General features: G+C 63.3%; 12 protein-coding genes. 7 read left to right on the top strand and 5 right to left on the bottom strand.

All coding sequences use genetic code 11. The features are described 5' to 3' along the window. Positions 1 to 206: 206 nt before the first annotated feature. On the bottom strand, positions 207 to 926 hold the full coding sequence (locus BLQ55_RS03160; protein ID WP_060741988.1) for a FadR/GntR family transcriptional regulator: 720 nt from the start codon (positions 924 to 926) through the stop codon (positions 207 to 209). Between the two features lie 202 nt (positions 927 to 1,128). Further along, positions 1,129 to 2,865, bottom strand: coding sequence for an IlvD/Edd family dehydratase (locus BLQ55_RS03155; protein WP_092198223.1), 1,737 nt, complete (start codon positions 2,863 to 2,865; stop codon positions 1,129 to 1,131). A 193-nt stretch (positions 2,866 to 3,058) separates the two neighbouring features. Here BLQ55_RS03155 and BLQ55_RS03150 point away from each other — a divergent pair, with 193 nt between their 5' ends. From BLQ55_RS03150 to BLQ55_RS32375, 7 genes are all read left to right on the top strand, one after another. After that, positions 3,059 to 4,381: an MFS transporter gene (locus BLQ55_RS03150; RefSeq protein ID WP_060741990.1), complete on the top strand. Its 1,323-nt coding sequence runs from the start codon at positions 3,059 to 3,061 to the stop codon at positions 4,379 to 4,381. A gap of 149 nt (positions 4,382 to 4,530) precedes the next feature. Beyond that, complete coding sequence (gene araD1 / locus BLQ55_RS03145) at positions 4,531 to 5,523, top strand: AraD1 family protein (protein ID WP_092252325.1); 993 nt, start codon at positions 4,531 to 4,533, stop codon at positions 5,521 to 5,523. Between the two features lie 12 nt (positions 5,524 to 5,535). Next, a complete protein-coding gene (locus BLQ55_RS03140; RefSeq protein WP_092198232.1) occupies positions 5,536 to 7,116 on the top strand; it encodes an aldehyde dehydrogenase (NADP(+)) in 1,581 nt (526 codons plus the stop codon). 237 nt (positions 7,117 to 7,353) lie between these two features. Next, positions 7,354 to 7,650, top strand: coding sequence for a DUF5629 family protein (locus BLQ55_RS03135; protein WP_170847558.1), 297 nt, complete (start codon positions 7,354 to 7,356; stop codon positions 7,648 to 7,650). Then, positions 7,637 to 8,812, top strand: a complete 1,176-nt coding sequence (locus BLQ55_RS03130; RefSeq protein WP_092252323.1) for a lactonase family protein — start codon at positions 7,637 to 7,639, stop codon at positions 8,810 to 8,812. Before BLQ55_RS03135 ends, BLQ55_RS03130 begins: the two co-directional genes overlap by 14 nt. A gap of 156 nt (positions 8,813 to 8,968) precedes the next feature. Next, positions 8,969 to 9,148, top strand: coding sequence for a hypothetical protein (locus BLQ55_RS03125; protein WP_003202673.1), 180 nt, complete (start codon positions 8,969 to 8,971; stop codon positions 9,146 to 9,148). 174 nt (positions 9,149 to 9,322) lie between these two features. Then, a complete protein-coding gene (locus BLQ55_RS32375) occupies positions 9,323 to 9,448 on the top strand; it encodes a hypothetical protein (RefSeq protein ID WP_256326513.1) in 126 nt (41 codons plus the stop codon). A gap of 73 nt (positions 9,449 to 9,521) precedes the next feature. Here the strand turns inward: BLQ55_RS32375 and BLQ55_RS03120 are convergent, their stop codons facing one another. The 3 genes from BLQ55_RS03120 to BLQ55_RS03110 are packed head-to-tail and all read right to left on the bottom strand — an operon-like array spanning position 9,522 to position 15,003. Continuing rightward, positions 9,522 to 10,124: a glutathione S-transferase gene (locus BLQ55_RS03120; protein ID WP_092252321.1), complete on the bottom strand. Its 603-nt coding sequence runs from the start codon at positions 10,122 to 10,124 to the stop codon at positions 9,522 to 9,524. Further along, positions 10,121 to 13,762 (bottom strand): AAA family ATPase, encoded by a 3,642-nt coding sequence (locus BLQ55_RS03115; RefSeq protein ID WP_092252319.1) that lies wholly within the window; start codon positions 13,760 to 13,762, stop codon positions 10,121 to 10,123. Before BLQ55_RS03115 ends, BLQ55_RS03120 begins: the two co-directional genes overlap by 4 nt. After that, a complete protein-coding gene (locus tag BLQ55_RS03110; RefSeq protein WP_092198248.1) occupies positions 13,759 to 15,003 on the bottom strand; it encodes an exonuclease SbcCD subunit D C-terminal domain-containing protein in 1,245 nt (414 codons plus the stop codon). Before BLQ55_RS03110 ends, BLQ55_RS03115 begins: the two co-directional genes overlap by 4 nt. Between the last annotated feature and the right edge of the window lie 198 nt (positions 15,004 to 15,201).

The following is a 15,201-nucleotide window of genomic DNA, read 5'->3' as shown; positions in this document are numbered from 1 at the left end:
AGAAAAGTATCGACTTCTCGCTGTGGTGCGGGTGGTACATAAATACCACCCGCTGAGGACAATGCCGGTCAGTCAGTCAAGCCAAACCTCGTAGGAGCAAAGCTGCTCAGTCAAGCCACGACCCTGTGGGAGCATAGCTTGCTCGCGATGGGGCGCACTCCAGTCCACTGTCGCGAGCAAGCTTTGCTCCCACAGCACTGACCTTATCAGGCGGGATCGTTGCCCAGCACGACGTTCAGCGCGCTACGGGCATCGTCCAGTTGCACCAGGGTGGCGTGCCGGGCACCGAGGGCATCGCGGTTCTCGATGGCGGTGAGGATCGCCTTGTGGCGCGGCATCGCCAGCTCGTGCAGGTTGGGCCGCTGGTTGGAGTGCTTGAGGGCTTCGGCGATGGCCACCGACAACATGTTGCAGAGGTTGGCGAGCAGGTCGTTGTGGGTGGCGTCGGCGATGCGGCTGTGGAAGTCCAGGTCCGGTTGCAGCACGGCCTCGGGGGTCGGGGCTGCTTCCATGCGTTGGTAGGCTTCACGGATGGCGGCGATGTCGGCCTCGTCGGCGAACTGGGCGGCGAGGGCGGCGGCGGCCGGCTCGATGATGCTGCGCACGCTGGTCAGCAGGTTGAAGAATTCATTCTGCGGGCTGCTCTGCATCAACCAATGCAGCACGTCCGGGTCGAGCATGTGCCATTCCCGCCGGGCCTTGACCACCGTGCCCACGCGCGGACGCGAATACACCAGGCCCTTGGCGACCAGCACCCGCGTGGCCTCGCGCAGCACCGGGCGGCTGACCGCATACTCTTCGCACAACAAGGCTTCGGCGGGCAGTTTATCGTCCGGTTTGAAGCGCCCGGAAACGATCTGCATGCCCAGTTCCTGGACGATGCGCGCGTGCATGCTCTTGCGGTCGGAGGGTTTACGGTAATCCATGGGGCGCGGCGCGATCCTGTGCGAGGGGAGTGTGGCGCATGATAGCAGGCGCGGCGATGGCGGGTCGCTAGTGCGATTCAATGCTGACGCCGACCTACTGTGGGAGCGAGCTTGCTCGCGATAGCGGTTGAACATTCAACATCTAAGTTGGCTGTCACACCGCCATCGCGAGCAAGCTCGCTCCCACAGGGGATGGATGGGGTCAGTGGGAGTGGCGTGGTACTTCGGCGCCGCGGCAGCCCACCAGGAAGTCGAAGTCACAACCCTGGTCCGCTTGCAACACGTGATCGATGTACAGCTGGCGATAGCCACCCACCAGCAGTTGCTGCGGGGGAGCGATGTCGGCCAGGCGCGCGGCGAGTTCGGCGTCCGGGATGTCCAGGTGCAGGCGGCCGCTGGCGCAGTCGAGCTCAATCCAGTCGCCTTCCTTCACCGCCGCCAGAGGTCCGCCGGCCGCTGCTTCCGGTGCCACGTGCAGCACCACGGTGCCGTAGGCGGTGCCGCTCATGCGCGCATCGGAAATCCGCACCATATCCGTCACGCCCTGGGCCAACAGCTTGGCCGGCAAGCCCATGTTGCCCACTTCGGCCATGCCTGGATAACCCTTGGGCCCGCAGTTCTTCATCACCAGGATCGAGTTGGCATCCACGTCCAGTTCCGGGTCGTTGATCCGGGCCTTGTACTCGTCGAAGTTCTCGAACACCACGGCGCGACCGCGATGCTGCATCAGTTCGGCGGTGGCGGCGGACGGCTTGAGCACCGCCCCCAGTGGCGCCAGGTTGCCGCGCAGCACGCAGATACCGCCGTCGGCGCGGATCGGGTTGTCCAGGGTGCGGATCACCTCATCCTGGCCATAGATCGGTGCGTCCTTGGTGTTCTCGCCGATGCTCTTGCCGTTGACCGTCAGGGCATTCGGATTGGGAATCAGGTTGGCCTCGCCGAGACGCCGCAGCACGGCGGGCAGACCGCCGGCGTAGTAGAACTCTTCCATCAAAAAGCGCCCGGACGGCTGCAGGTCGACGATGGTCGGCATGCCGCGACCGATGCGGGTCCAGTCATCCAGGTCCAGCTGCACGCCGATGCGTCCGGCAATGGCCTTGAGGTGGATCACCGCGTTGGTGGAACCGCCGATGGCGGCGTTGACGCGGATGGCGTTTTCGAAGGCTTCCTTGGTCAGGATCTTCGACAGCTTGAGGTCTTCACGGACCATTTCCACGGCGCGCATGCCGGACATGTGGGCCAGCACATAACGCCGTGCATCCACGGCCGGAATCGCCGCGTTGTGGGGCAGGGAGGTGCCGAGGGCTTCGGCCATGCAGGCCATGGTCGAGGCCGTGCCCATGGTGTTGCAGGTGCCGGCCGAGCGGGACATGCCGCCCTCGGCCGCGAGGAAATCGTCGATGGTGATGGTGCCGGCCTTGACCTGTTCGCTCAATTGCCAGACCACGGTGCCGGAGCCAATGTCCTGGCCCTTGTGCTTGCCGTTGAGCATCGGCCCGCCGGTGACGACGATGGCCGGGACGTCGCAACTGGCGGCGCCCATCAGCAACGCAGGGGTGGTCTTGTCGCAACCGGTGAGCAGCACGACGCCGTCAATCGGGTTGCCGCGAATCGCTTCTTCCACGTCCATGCTCGCCAGGTTGCGGGTCAGCATGGCGGTGGGGCGCAGGTTCGATTCGCCGTTGGAGAACACCGGGAATTCCACCGGGAAGCCCCCGGCTTCGATCACGCCGCGCTTGACGTGCTCGGCGATCTGCCGGAAGTGCGCGTTGCACGGCGTCAGTTCCGACCAGGTGTTGCAGATGCCGATGATCGGCTTGCCGTGGAACTGATGGTCGGCGATGCCCTGATTTTTCATCCAGCTGCGGTACATGAAGCCGTTTTTGTCGGCGGTGCCAAACCATTGGGCCGAGCGCAGGGAGGGTTTCTTATCAGACATGATCGATTCTCTTATTGTATGACTATATTGTTCGAGCTTGAGCGTAACATAAGCGCAAATTGCGCGCTTTGGAAGTGTTGTTGGGTAAATAGTATTACTATATAGTCCGATTCAACGGAGGGGTTGTCCTGGCGGTCATTCGCGAGAGAAATCCCCCGAGGTTCCATAACAACAACAATCGGAGACCGGTCCCATGAGCCAGGAATTGCGGCTTATTCGTCGCATCACGCTAAAACTGATTCCCTTCCTGATCCTGCTATACCTGATCGCCTACGTGGACCGCTCCGCGGTGGGCTTCGCCAAGCTGCACATGGGCGCCGACATCGGTATCGGCGATGCCGCCTACGGCCTGGGTGCCGGGCTGTTTTTCATCGGTTACTTCCTGTTGGAGATCCCCAGCAACCTGATGCTGGAGCGCTTCGGTGCCCGGCGCTGGTTCGCCCGCATCATGATCACCTGGGGCGCCATCACCATCGGCATGGCGTTCGTGCAGGGCCCGCATAGCTTCTATGTCATGCGCTTTCTGTTGGGCGCGGCCGAAGCCGGGTTCTTTCCGGGCGTGCTGTACTACATCACCCAATGGTTCCCGGTACGCCATCGCGGCAAGATCCTGGGCCTGTTCATTCTGTCCCAACCTATTGCAATGATGATCACCGGCCCGGTGTCCGGCGGCTTGCTGGGCATGGACGGCATCCTCGGCCTGCACGGCTGGCAGTGGCTGTTCATCGTCATCGGCCTGCCGGCGGTGCTGCTGACCTGGCCGGTGCTGCGTTACCTGCCGGATGGTCCGCAACAAGTGAAATGGATGGACCAGGCCGAGAAGGACTGGCTGACCGGTGAGCTGAAAAAAGACCTGCAGGAATACGGCCAGACCCGCCACGGCAATCCGCTGCACGCCCTGAAGGACAAGCGCGTCCTGTTGCTGGCGCTGTTCTACCTACCGGTGACCCTGAGTATCTACGGCTTGGGCCTGTGGCTGCCGACGCTGATCAAGCAGTTCGGTGGCAGCGACCTGGTGACCGGCTTCGTCTCGTCGGTGCCGTACATCTTCGGCATCGTCGGCTTGCTGATCATTCCCCGCAGCTCCGACCGCTTGAATGATCGCTACGGTCATCTGGCCGTGCTCTATGTATTGGGCGCCATCGGCCTGTTCCTCAGCGCCTGGTTGTCGGTGCCGGTGTTGCAACTGGCGGCGCTGTGCCTGGTGGCGTTCGCGCTGTTTTCCTGCACGGCGGTGTTCTGGACCTTGCCAGGGCGTTTCTTTGCCGGCGCCAGTGCGGCGGCGGGTATTGCGCTGATCAACTCGGTGGGCAACCTGGGCGGTTACATCGGGCCGTTCGTGATCGGCGCGCTGAAGGAGTACACCGGCAACCTGGCCTCGGGGCTGTATTTCCTGTCCGGTGTGATGGTGTTCGGCCTGGTGTTGACCGGCGTGGTCTATCGCCTGCTGGAGCGCAAGCATGTGCTACCGGCGGATCAGTTCGCCGCCAGCGCCCGGGGGGCGACGCGTACCTGAGGCCACTGCACTTAACTGTGGGAGCGAGCTTGCTCGCGATAGCAGTCTCACATTCACCGATGATGTCGACTGTCAGACCGCCATCGCGAGCAAGCTCGCTCCCACAAGGGGCTGCACCGAATTCAAGTTTTGCTTACAAGGAGAAAGATATGCGTTTAGTTCAGTTCGAATTGAGTAACGGCGAACGCCGCGTCGGTGTGGTCGAGGGCGATCAGGTGCGCGAAGTGCAGGGCGCCGGCACCGTGCGCGAGCTGGCGCTGGCGGCCATCGAGGCAGGTGTGAAACTTGAACGGCAGGTCGATAGCCTGGGCCTGGGCGCCGGTCATGATTACGCACAGCTGCTCGCTGAGCTGCGCATCCTGCCACCGCTGGACCACCCGGACCCGGCGCACCTGTTGGTCAGCGGTACCGGCCTGACCCACCTTGGCAGCGCCTCGGCCCGGGACAAGATGCACCAGCAGGCCGGCGACGAAGCGACCATGACCGACACCATGCGCATCTTCAAGTGGGGCGTGGAGGGTGGTAAACCCCAGGCCGGGCAGGCCGGCGTACAACCGGAATGGTTCTACAAGGGCGACGGCAGCATCGTGGTCCGCCCGGGCCATCCGTTCCCGCTGCCACCCTTTGCCGAAGACGCCGGCGAAGAGCCGGAAATCAGCGGCCTGTATGTCATCGGCCATGACGGCAAGCCCTATCGCCTGGGCTTCGCCGTGGGCAATGAGTTTTCCGACCACGTGATGGAGCGCAAGAATTACCTGTACCTGGCCCACTCGAAATTGCGCAGTTGCAGTTTTGGCCCGGAACTTCGCGTGGGTGAACTGCCTCAACATCTGTCCGGGACCAGTCGTATCCTGCGCAATGGCGAAGTGCTGTGGCAGAACGAGTTCCTCAGCGGCGAGGCGAACATGTGCCACAGCCTCGAGAACCTGGAGTTCCACCACTTCAAGTACAGTCAGTTCCTGCGCCCGGGGGACGTGCACGTTCACTTCTTCGGCACCGCGACCCTGTCGTTCGCCGACGGCATCCGCACCCAACCGGGGGATGTGTTCGAAATCAGCCAGGCTGAATTCGGCGTGCCGCTGGTCAACGGCATTGCCCCGGTAGACGCGGTGTTCAACCCGGGTACTATCGGCACACTTTAAAGGAGACTTGCGATGAACCAGATCCTTGGCCACAACTATATCGGCGGGGCGCGCAGCGCGGCCGGCCAGACCCGCCTGCAAAGCGTCGATGCCAGCACTGGCGAGGCCTTGCCCCATGACTTCATCCAGGCCACGGCCGAAGAAGTCGATGCTGCCGCCAAGGCCGCGGCAGCGGCTTATCCGGCCTACCGCAGCCTGAGCGCGGTGCGCCGGGCCGAGTTCCTCGAGGCCATTGCCGATGAACTGGACGCCTTGGGCGATGAGTTCGTGGCCGTGGTCTGCCGTGAAACCGCGTTGCCGGCGGCACGGATCCAGGGCGAGCGCGGTCGCACCAGCGGCCAGATGCGCCTGTTCGCCAAGGTCTTGCGCCGAGGCGATTTCTACGGTGCGCGCATCGACCGGGCATTGCCTGAGCGCACGCCATTACCGCGTCCGGACCTGCGTCAATACCGCATCGGCCTGGGGCCGGTGGCGGTGTTCGGCGCCAGTAACTTCCCCCTGGCGTTTTCCACCGCCGGTGGCGACACGGCGTCGGCCCTGGCGGCCGGTTGCCCGGTGGTGTTCAAGGCCCACAGCGGCCACATGGCGACTGCCGAGCACGTGGCCGATGCGATCATCCGCGCGGCGGAAAAAACCGCGATGCCGGCTGGCGTGTTCAACATGATCTACGGCGGTGGTGTCGGCGAATGGCTGGTCAAGCATCCGGCGATCCAGGCCGTGGGCTTCACCGGCTCCCTCAAGGGCGGACGTGCCCTGTGCGACATGGCGGCCGCACGGCCGCAGCCGATTCCGGTGTTCGCCGAAATGTCGAGCATCAACCCGGTGATCGTGTTGCCGCAAGCGCTGGAAACCCGCGCCGAGAGCGTCGCGCGTGACTTGACCGCCTCGGTGGTGCAGGGCTGCGGTCAGTTCTGTACCAACCCGGGCCTGGTGATCGGCATTCGCTCGCCGCAATTCACTGCCTTCACCCAGCAGGTAGCCGCGCTGATCGGCGACCAGGCGCCCCAGACCATGCTCAACGCCGGCACGCTGCAAAGCTACGGCAAGGGCCTGCAGAAATTGCTGGCTCACCCGGGCATCGAGCACCTGGCCGGGCGCGAGCAGCAGGGCAACCAGGCCCAGCCGCAGCTGTTCAAGGCCGATGCCAGCCTGCTGATCAACGGTGACGAGGCGCTGCAGGAAGAAGTGTTTGGCCCGACCACGGTGTTTGTCGAAGTCGCCGACCAGGCACAACTGACCGCTGCGCTGAACGGCCTGCACGGCCAACTGACCGCGACGATGATTGGCGAGCCGGCGGATTTCGAACGGTTCAGCGAATTGACACCGCTGCTGGAACAGAAGGTCGGCCGCATCCTGCTCAACGGTTATCCGACCGGGGTCGAGGTGTGTGATTCGATGGTGCACGGCGGACCTTATCCGGCGACGTCCGATGCCCGGGGCACCTCGGTGGGCACATTGGCGATCGATCGCTTCCTGCGCCCGGTGTGCTTCCAGAACTATCCCGACAGCCTGCTGCCGGAACCGCTGAAGAACGCCAACCCGCTGGGAATCCTGCGGTTGGTGGATGGGGTGCCGGGGCGCGAGGCGCTCTGACGGCCGCGGTGGGGCAGTTGCATTGAGGTTTGATGGACTGCCGCCATCGCGAGCAGGCTCGCTCCCACAGGGGATTTTTTGTGAACCTGAAGTAGGGGGCCACCGCTGATCCTGTGTGGGAGCGAGCCTGCTCGCGATGGCGATCTACCAGTCAAAGGTGCTTTCGAACCTTATGGCCCAAGGTCCACTCGCCCATTGGGTTATCATGGCTACTTTCCCAAAGACCGACTGATCACCATGACTGCCGTAACCGCTCCCCTGCTGCAAGCCCTCGACTCCTGCGACATGCTGATTATCGACGGGCTGCACGCTTTCAATTTTGAGCTCGACGATCAGGACCAACTGCACGTCGAGTGCATGAACGGCCGCACCCTCGAGCACTGGCGTTTCACGCCGGCGCAAATGCAGGCCGCGACGTTCGACAAGGCTTCGAATCACTGGATCATCACCAGTGATTCAGGTGACCACCGTCTGGAATGCGTGGACGCCACCAGCGGCCACGACGATGAGGATGACGAAGATGAAAATGCGTAGGCTCTGGCCATTGTTGATGGCCGGCAGCGTGGGTGCCATGGGCGTCCAGGCGGATACCAGCGAGCGCCATCAAGTGCTGGTGGGTTCCTACACCGCCGGCCAGAGCCAGGGCATCTATCGGTTGCAGTTCGACAGCCGCACTGGCCAGCTCGATGCCAACCCGTTGCAAGTGATCAAGACTGACAATCCTTCATGGCTGACGCTGTCCAGCGACATGACCCGGCTGTTCGTGGTCAACGAAAACGGTCCGGGCCAGAAAGACCCGGTGGGCAAGGTCAGCAGCTATGCCATCGACCCGAAGACCCATGTCATCAGCCTGATCAACCAGGTGCAATCCCTGGGCAACGAGCCGACGCATTCCAGCCTCAGCGGCGATGGTCGGCATCTGCTGGTCAGCAACTATTCGGTGCTGGAGGACCCGGGCGGCACCCTGGCGGTATTGCCGGTGGGCGCCGACGGCAAACTGTCGCCGGTGGTGCAACTGAGCAGCCATCAACCGAGCCGGGTCAACCCTGAGCGGCAGATGTCGGCCCACGTGCACTCGGCGGTCTCGTCGCCCGATGGCAAGTACGTGTTCGCCAACGACCTGGGGGCGGACAAGGTGTTCATCTACCGCTACGACCCCAAAGCCAATCCCGAGCTGCCGCTGACTGCCGCCGATCCGGCCTTCGTGCAATTGCCACCCGGCAGCGGACCGCGTCACCTGCTGTTCAGCGCTGACGGCAAGCACGCCTGGCTGACCATGGAAATGAGCGCGCAAGTGGCGGTGTTCGATTACCAGGACGGCCGCCTGACCCAGCGCCAACTGGTCGACCTGGCCGCCGGCAAACCCCAGCCGGGCAGGGCGGCGGCTGCGCTGCATGCTTCCAGGGACGGCAAGTTCCTCTACGTCAGTAACCGTGGCACCACCAACGAAGTGCTGGTGTTCGCCATTGACCCGGCTGCGGGCACGCTCAAAGAGCTGCAGCGGCGCTCGGTCGAAGGCGATCATCCGCGGGAGTTCAGCCTCGACCCGAGCGGAAAATTCCTGCTGATTGCCAATCAGAAGAGCAACCAGATCGTGGTGGTCGAGCGCGATCCAAAGACCGGCCTGCTGGGTAAAACCGTGCAGAAAATGCCGATGGATGCGCCGAGCGACTTGAAGTTCATGCTGCGTCAATAGACCGCAGGCCTTGTTTTTCAAGGCCTGCGCTGTTGTATCAACGAGACTGATATTCGCTAGTACTACAAAGCATTTCAAAGCGAGACGCCTCGGCGCGTAAGTTTGCTCCACGGCCCAACCGGGCAAGTCAGCCAACTGAATCCGAGGTCTACCGCCATGAATCTGAATCTCTTCTCCGTGATCGCCGCTTCCGCCATCTCTGCCACCGTGGCGCTGCCCGCCAGTGCCAGTGTCGAGATCAGCGACAAGAAAAACCGTACCCAGAGCTACACCGAGAAATACCTGCAACAAAGCGCCAACTTCTATGCGGCGCTGGACCACAAGACCCAACACTGAAATCTCGCGCAACGCCTGAAGCCTGCGATCTTTTCATCTTCACTGAACACCGGGTGAAAGAGAAAAGATCGCAGGCTTCGCCGTTTCTGGAAAAGTCCCGCTGTAATATCACTTGGCCATGTGTTTAAATTTGACGCTGACAAATTGACTCCTTCGCAGATAAGGATCGACACCATGGCGATGCGTCTGGCAGTGATGCTGCTGTTTCTCTACTCCACGCCGATTGTCTCGGCGGCCCAACCGGATACCGGTGAGTTGGAAGTGGCGCGCGAGCGCTTATTGAGTCTGCTGAGCGATTGATCGGACCAGGCCGGTTATTGATATTTTGTGGGAGCAAGGCTTGCCCTCGCCACAAGGGTTTTTGTGCAGGGCGTTACTTGGCCATGATCGCCACGAACAGCTCCGACGCCAGGAACCTCTGCAGCCAATCCTGTAGCCGCGGATAGGGTGCCTGGGCAAACCAGTCGCGGTCGACGTGGGCGAATTGCCGTATGAAGGGTATCACTGCCACGTCCGCCAGGCTCTGGTGCTCAGCTGCCAGAAACGGCCGGGTTTCAAGCAGTACCTCCAGGCGGCGCAGAAAGTCTTCGCCCTGGCTGCGGTAATGTTCCTTCGGGTGCTCGGGGTAGCGCTCGGGGTATTTGTAGCGATTCAAGTGCAGCTTGAACACCTGGTCGTTTTCCTCGATCAACGCCGCCGTCAACGCCTGGCCATCGACGTTGTCCCGTAGCCGCCAGTCTTGCGGGTCGTGCCGGGCCAAGGCCCAGTTCATGATCTCCAGGCTTTCATCGATCACCCGGCCATCGACCTGCAGCACCGGCACCGTGCCTTTGCTGGAGAGGGCGAGCATCTCGGCGGGCTTGGCCTTCAGGCTGACTTCGACAATCGCCACGTCGACCGCGCTGTAGCGCAAGGCCATGCGCGCCCGCATCGCATAGGGGCAGCGGCGGAAGGAATAGAGCGTGGCGAGGCTCATTTCACCTCCACGGTGCTCAACCCGTTGCCTTGGCGTCGCACCTGGATCTGCACCGGGATCCGCTCGTGCATTTCCTGCACGTGGGAAATCACCGCGACCTTGCGGCCTTGGGCCTGCAAGCCGTCGAGGGCGTCCATCGCCAGTTGCAGCGATTCGGGATCGAGGCTGCCGAAGCCTTCGTCGATGAACAGCGATTCGATCTTCAATGTGCTGGACGCCATCGAGGCCAGGCCCAAGGCCAGGGCGAGGGAGACCAGGAAGGTTTCGCCGCCGGACAACGAATGCACCGAGCGCAGTTCATCCCCCATTTCCGTGTCCATCACCAGCAGACCGAGCATGCTGCCGCCACGCTTGAGCCGGTAGCGGCGCACCAGTTGCCGCAATTGGGCATTGGCGTGATGCACCAGCAAGTCGAGGTTGTAGGCCTGGGCCAGCTTGCGGAAGCGGTCGCCGGTAGCCGAGCCGATCAGGGCATCGAGGCGCGCCCAGCGCTGGTATTCGGCGTAGGCCTGTTCGATCTGCTGGGCCAGGGCTTGGTTGGCGTTCTGCCGGCGCTGGTCCTCGGCCTGTTCGGCACGCAGTTCGGCGCAACGCTGTTCGCTGACGGCGAATTGAGCTTGCAGTTCGGCGAGGGCTTCGGCGAGTCGCTCGGGCGCCAGGTTACCGTTGTGCTGGGCCTGGTGGTTGTGCAGGCGCTGCTCGCGTTCGGTGAGCAATACGCTGGCCTGTTCGATGGCCTTTTCGCTGTTGAGCAAGCGCTGGCGCAACTGGCCGACGTGTTGCTCGTCCAGGCTGAGCAGGGCTTCGAGGGCGGCATCGTCCAGTTCAGGATGGCCGGTGCGCCACTGCGCGATACCCGTGGTCAATGCCTGAAGTTCGTGGTCCAGGGATTGCGCCTGCTCCCGGCGGGCCTTGAGTTCGGCGGCCAGTTGCACAAGGCTGTTGCGCACTTGCTGCAACTGCTGATTGGCCGTCGCCTCGGCCTCCCGGGTCTGTTCCAGGCGCTGGTCGAGTTGTTGTTGCCATTGTTCGGCGCTGAGGTGCTCGCCGAGCAGTTGCGCGAGTTTCTCCTGGCAGGCTTGCTGTTGTTCGCTCAGGGCGCTGAATTGCAAGCGGGCCGCTTCCAGCTGCTGGACGCGGGTCTGCTGGCGGTCCTGCTCTTTCTCCAGGGTCTGCTGGCGCTGGCGTTGTTCGTCCAGTTCGTCGCGCTGCTGTTCCAGTTGCTCCAGGCGTTGGGCAATCTGCTGGTCGAGCTGCAGGAAGGTCGCGGCGGGCTCGTTGCGCAAGGCCTGCAAGGTGTCCGTCGGCAGCAGGGCGCTGAAGTGGTCCAGTTCCTCGTCCAGGCGCTGGCGGTCGCGGGCCAGTGCTTGCTGCTGGTTGCCCAGGTGGTGTGACGCCTGCTGGCTGGCCGTTTCGGCCTCGCGCAAGCGCTGGCCCAGGCGTGCGGCGTCCTGTTGCAGGGTCAGCAGGGCGGCTTGGCGTTGTTCGTCCTGGCTGATGCGCAGGTGCAATTGGCTGTTCTGTTGGGCCAGCCAGGCGTCGCGCTTGCCCGAATCCTGGGCCAGCAGTTGCGCCGACAACGGGTGGGCCTCCAGGCTGGGGGCCAGGCTCTGTTGCTGGCTGGCGAGCTGTTCCTGTTGTTGCTTGAGTTCCTTGAGCTGGGCGATGACCCCGCTGTATTGCGCCCGCAGGTCGATGACTGTTTCATTGAGCCGCTCGACGGCTTTGCGGGCGTTGGCCTCTTCGGCTTCATCGAAGCGTCCGAGGTTTTCCAACAGGGCTTCGGGCTGATGATAAGGGTGCTCGACGCTGCCACACACCGGGCAGGGCTGCTCGTCCTGCAACTGTGCGCGCAGTTGTTCGACGCTTTCGCTGCGGGCCAGGCGCTGGCGTTCCAGCAGTTCGCGGGTCACGGTCAGGGTCTGTTCGGCGATGGTCAGCTCGGCCTTGGCTTCACCACCCTCGCGCACCAGGCGGTCACGTTCCTGCAACGCCTGTTGTTGGCGTCGCTCAAGCTCGGCACCCCGGTTGTCCAGCTCTTGCTGACTGGCCCACAACCGGGTCAGGTCTTCGAAGGCACGCAGTTGCTTGCGGTTGTCTTGCAGCAGGGTGCCGAGCAATTGGATCTGTTCGGCCACGGCCTCCGGCTCGGCGCCAGCTTCCTTGTACAGCACCTCGAGGTCTTGTCGGCGGCTGGCCAGTTCCTCGGCGGCACGGGCAGCGCCCTGCTCCAGCATGGAGAGTTCGGCCTGGCCCTGGTTCAGGCGATTGCCGATCAGCATCAGTTGTTGGAGGCGATCGCGATAGGCGTTCCAGGCGTCGCTCAGCGGTGCCAGATGCGTGCTTTGTTCAAGCTCGTCGGCGATGCGCTGCAAGCGCTCGGCCACCTGTTTCTGCTGTTCGAGCAAGGTGTCGATGGCGCGCTGGCCTTCGGTGCAGGCTTGTTGCGCCTGGTCCTGGTGCTCGGCGGCCTGGCCGGCGTCTCTGACGAGACGGGCGAGGGTGCTTTGTTCCTCGAAAGCCTGGCGCAATAGCGGCGCGCTGTCGCTGCTTTGTTGCCGGGCCGCGGCCAATGCCAGTTGCGTGACGCCCAGGCCTTTTTCCAGTTCGGTTTGCTGCTGGTGCAGGTCGATTTGCCGCTGGGTGAGCTGCTGGATCTGCGCGGCCAAGGGTTCGAGCTGCCGGCTCAGTTCCGCCTGGCGGATGAACTGATGGCGCTGGGGCGCCAGCTGTTCCAGGCGGGTCAGCTTCAGGCGTTCGTCGGCCAGGGCGTTCCAATCGGCCTGGGCCTGTTGCAGCTGTTCGGCGGCGCTGGCGTGTTCATCCTGCAATTGGCGCAGGTCGCGCAGCCAGGTGTGTTGCAGCTCCAGTTGCTTGAGTTGCGCCTGTTGGGCCTTGAGGTGTTGCTGGGCGTCGTTGAAGCGCTGGTCGAGCTCGGCCCGGGCTTCGGGGGCCAGCGGGGTGACACCGGTGGCCTGGTCCTGCAGTTGTTTATGGGTTTCCTTGGCTTGCTTGGCCTTGTCGAAGGCGCGGCGGCCGAGGCGGGTATACAGGGCGGTGTCGGTGAGTTTTTCCAGCAGTTCGCTGCGGTCGTTGTCGTCGGCCTTGAGGAACGCGCTGAACTCGCTCTGGGCCAGCAACACGGCGCGGGTGAACTGCTCGAAGTTCAGGCCCAGTGCGGCTTCGAGCTGAGTCTTGTATTCGCCTTTCTGGCTCGCCAGCAGCTGATCGTTGTCCAGGTCCCGCAGGCTCTGGCGGCTGGCTTGCAACTTGCCGCCGGCCTTTTCCCGGGCGCGATTGGCTTCCCAGCGGGCCCGGTAGCGGCGCCCGTCGATGCCGCGAAAATCCACTTCGGCAAAGCCATCGCCGGTGCCACGGCGCAACAGCGTGCGCGGATCGCCCGTGGCAATCTCGCCATCGACGTCCGGCACCTTGGCATCGCGACCGGTATTGTTGAGGCGCGGCACGGCGCCGAACAGCGCCAGGCACAAGGCGTCGAGCAGCGTGCTCTTGCCGGCGCCGGTGGGACCGGTAATGGCGAACAGGCCGGCGCTGGCCAAGGGTTCGGCGGTGAAATCGATTTCAAACGGCCCGGCCAGGGACGCCAGGTTCTTCAGGCGGATCGCGAGGATCTTCATGGTTGCTCGCTCTCCATCTGCACGTCTTGCAACAGCACGGCAAAGTCCTTGAGGGTCTGTTCATCCACTTCGTTGCCATAGGTGTCCTGCCAGGCGCGGCTGAACAGTTCCTGCGGGCTGAGTTGATCCAGTTCCACCAGCGCGTTGTCGTCATCGGCACTGCCGGCGCCACCGTTGCCGGCGTACTCGGCGGCGATCCGTACCAGGCGCACGGCCTTGCCTTGCAGTGCGGTTTCAACCTGGTGGCGCAGGTCCGGCTGCGGTTCGTCGAGGCGCACCCGCACTTCCAGCCAGGGTTGGCGCTGGATGTCGGCCAGCAGGTCGATGTCGGGCAGCGCCTTGAGTTGCCCAAGGATATCGGCCAGGGGAGCCGGGCCCAGGCGTTGCAGGTTGACGGCCCGGGGAATCAGGCGCGGTTCGACCTTGACCAGGGTTTCGCCGTCCAGGGTGATGTCGAGAATCTGATGCTGGTAGCCAATTTCCGAGAATGACAGTGGGATCGGCGAGCCGCTGTAACGGATGCGCTCTTCGCCGTTGACCTTCTGCGGTTTGTGCAAGTGGCCGAGGGCGACGTAGCTGATGCTCGGGCCGAACAGACTGGCGGGCAGGGCCTCGGCGTTGCCGATGATCAGGCTGCGCTCGGAGTCCTCGGACACCGAACCGCCGGCCATGTGCGCATGACTGATGGCAATCAGCGCCTGGCCTTTCTTGCGCTTGCTGTTGGCCGCGGCGATCAGCCACTCATGCACCTGACCGATACCTCGCAGGTAGTCGTCGCCCAGTTGCGCGCCGGTGACTTCGGCGGGGCGCAGGAACGGCAGGGCCAGGCACCACGCCTTGACCTTGCCCTTGGCATCGGGCAATGGCAACAACAGGCGCTCGACGTCCAGTTGGCCGTCGTCCAGCCACAACACCCGGCCCAGGGCGTGGGTGCGCAAGCGGCGCATCAGCGGCGCAGGCAGCTCGATGCGCGAGCCGGAGTCATGGTTGCCGGCGATCATCACGATGGTCAGGTTGGCGTTTTGCTCATGGGCGCTGACGATGAAGTCGTAAAGCCGCTCCTGGGCTTTGACCGGCGGGTTGACGGTGTCGAAGATGTCGCCGGCGATCAGCAGCGCATCGGGTTTTTCGTGGGTCAGCTGACGCAGCAGCCAGTCGAGGAAACAGGCGTGTTCGAAATCCCGTTCCTGACCGTGCAGGTTTTGCCCCAGGTGCCAGTCGGAGGTGTGAAACAGACGCAAGGCAAACTCCAGAAAACAGATGATGGCCGCGATGAAGAGAAGGGCGGCTAAAAGAAGGAGAGTTTACTGGGAAACGGGGGGGAGGACTTGTTCAACTTCGTTGGATGTACCGATCAAGTCTGGAGTCAACTCTGTGGCGAGGGGATTTATCCCCGATAGGCTGCGAAGCAGCCTTGGAATCCTGCATCTTCATTTGCC

The sequence above is a fragment of the Pseudomonas sp. NFACC13-1 genome, assembly GCF_900104425.1.
In the GTDB taxonomy this organism is placed as follows: Bacteria; Pseudomonadota; Gammaproteobacteria; order Pseudomonadales; family Pseudomonadaceae; genus Aquipseudomonas; species Aquipseudomonas fluorescens_AA.
Note: the sequence above shows the minus strand (reverse complement) of the source record. Positions and strands in the feature narration are given on the sequence as shown.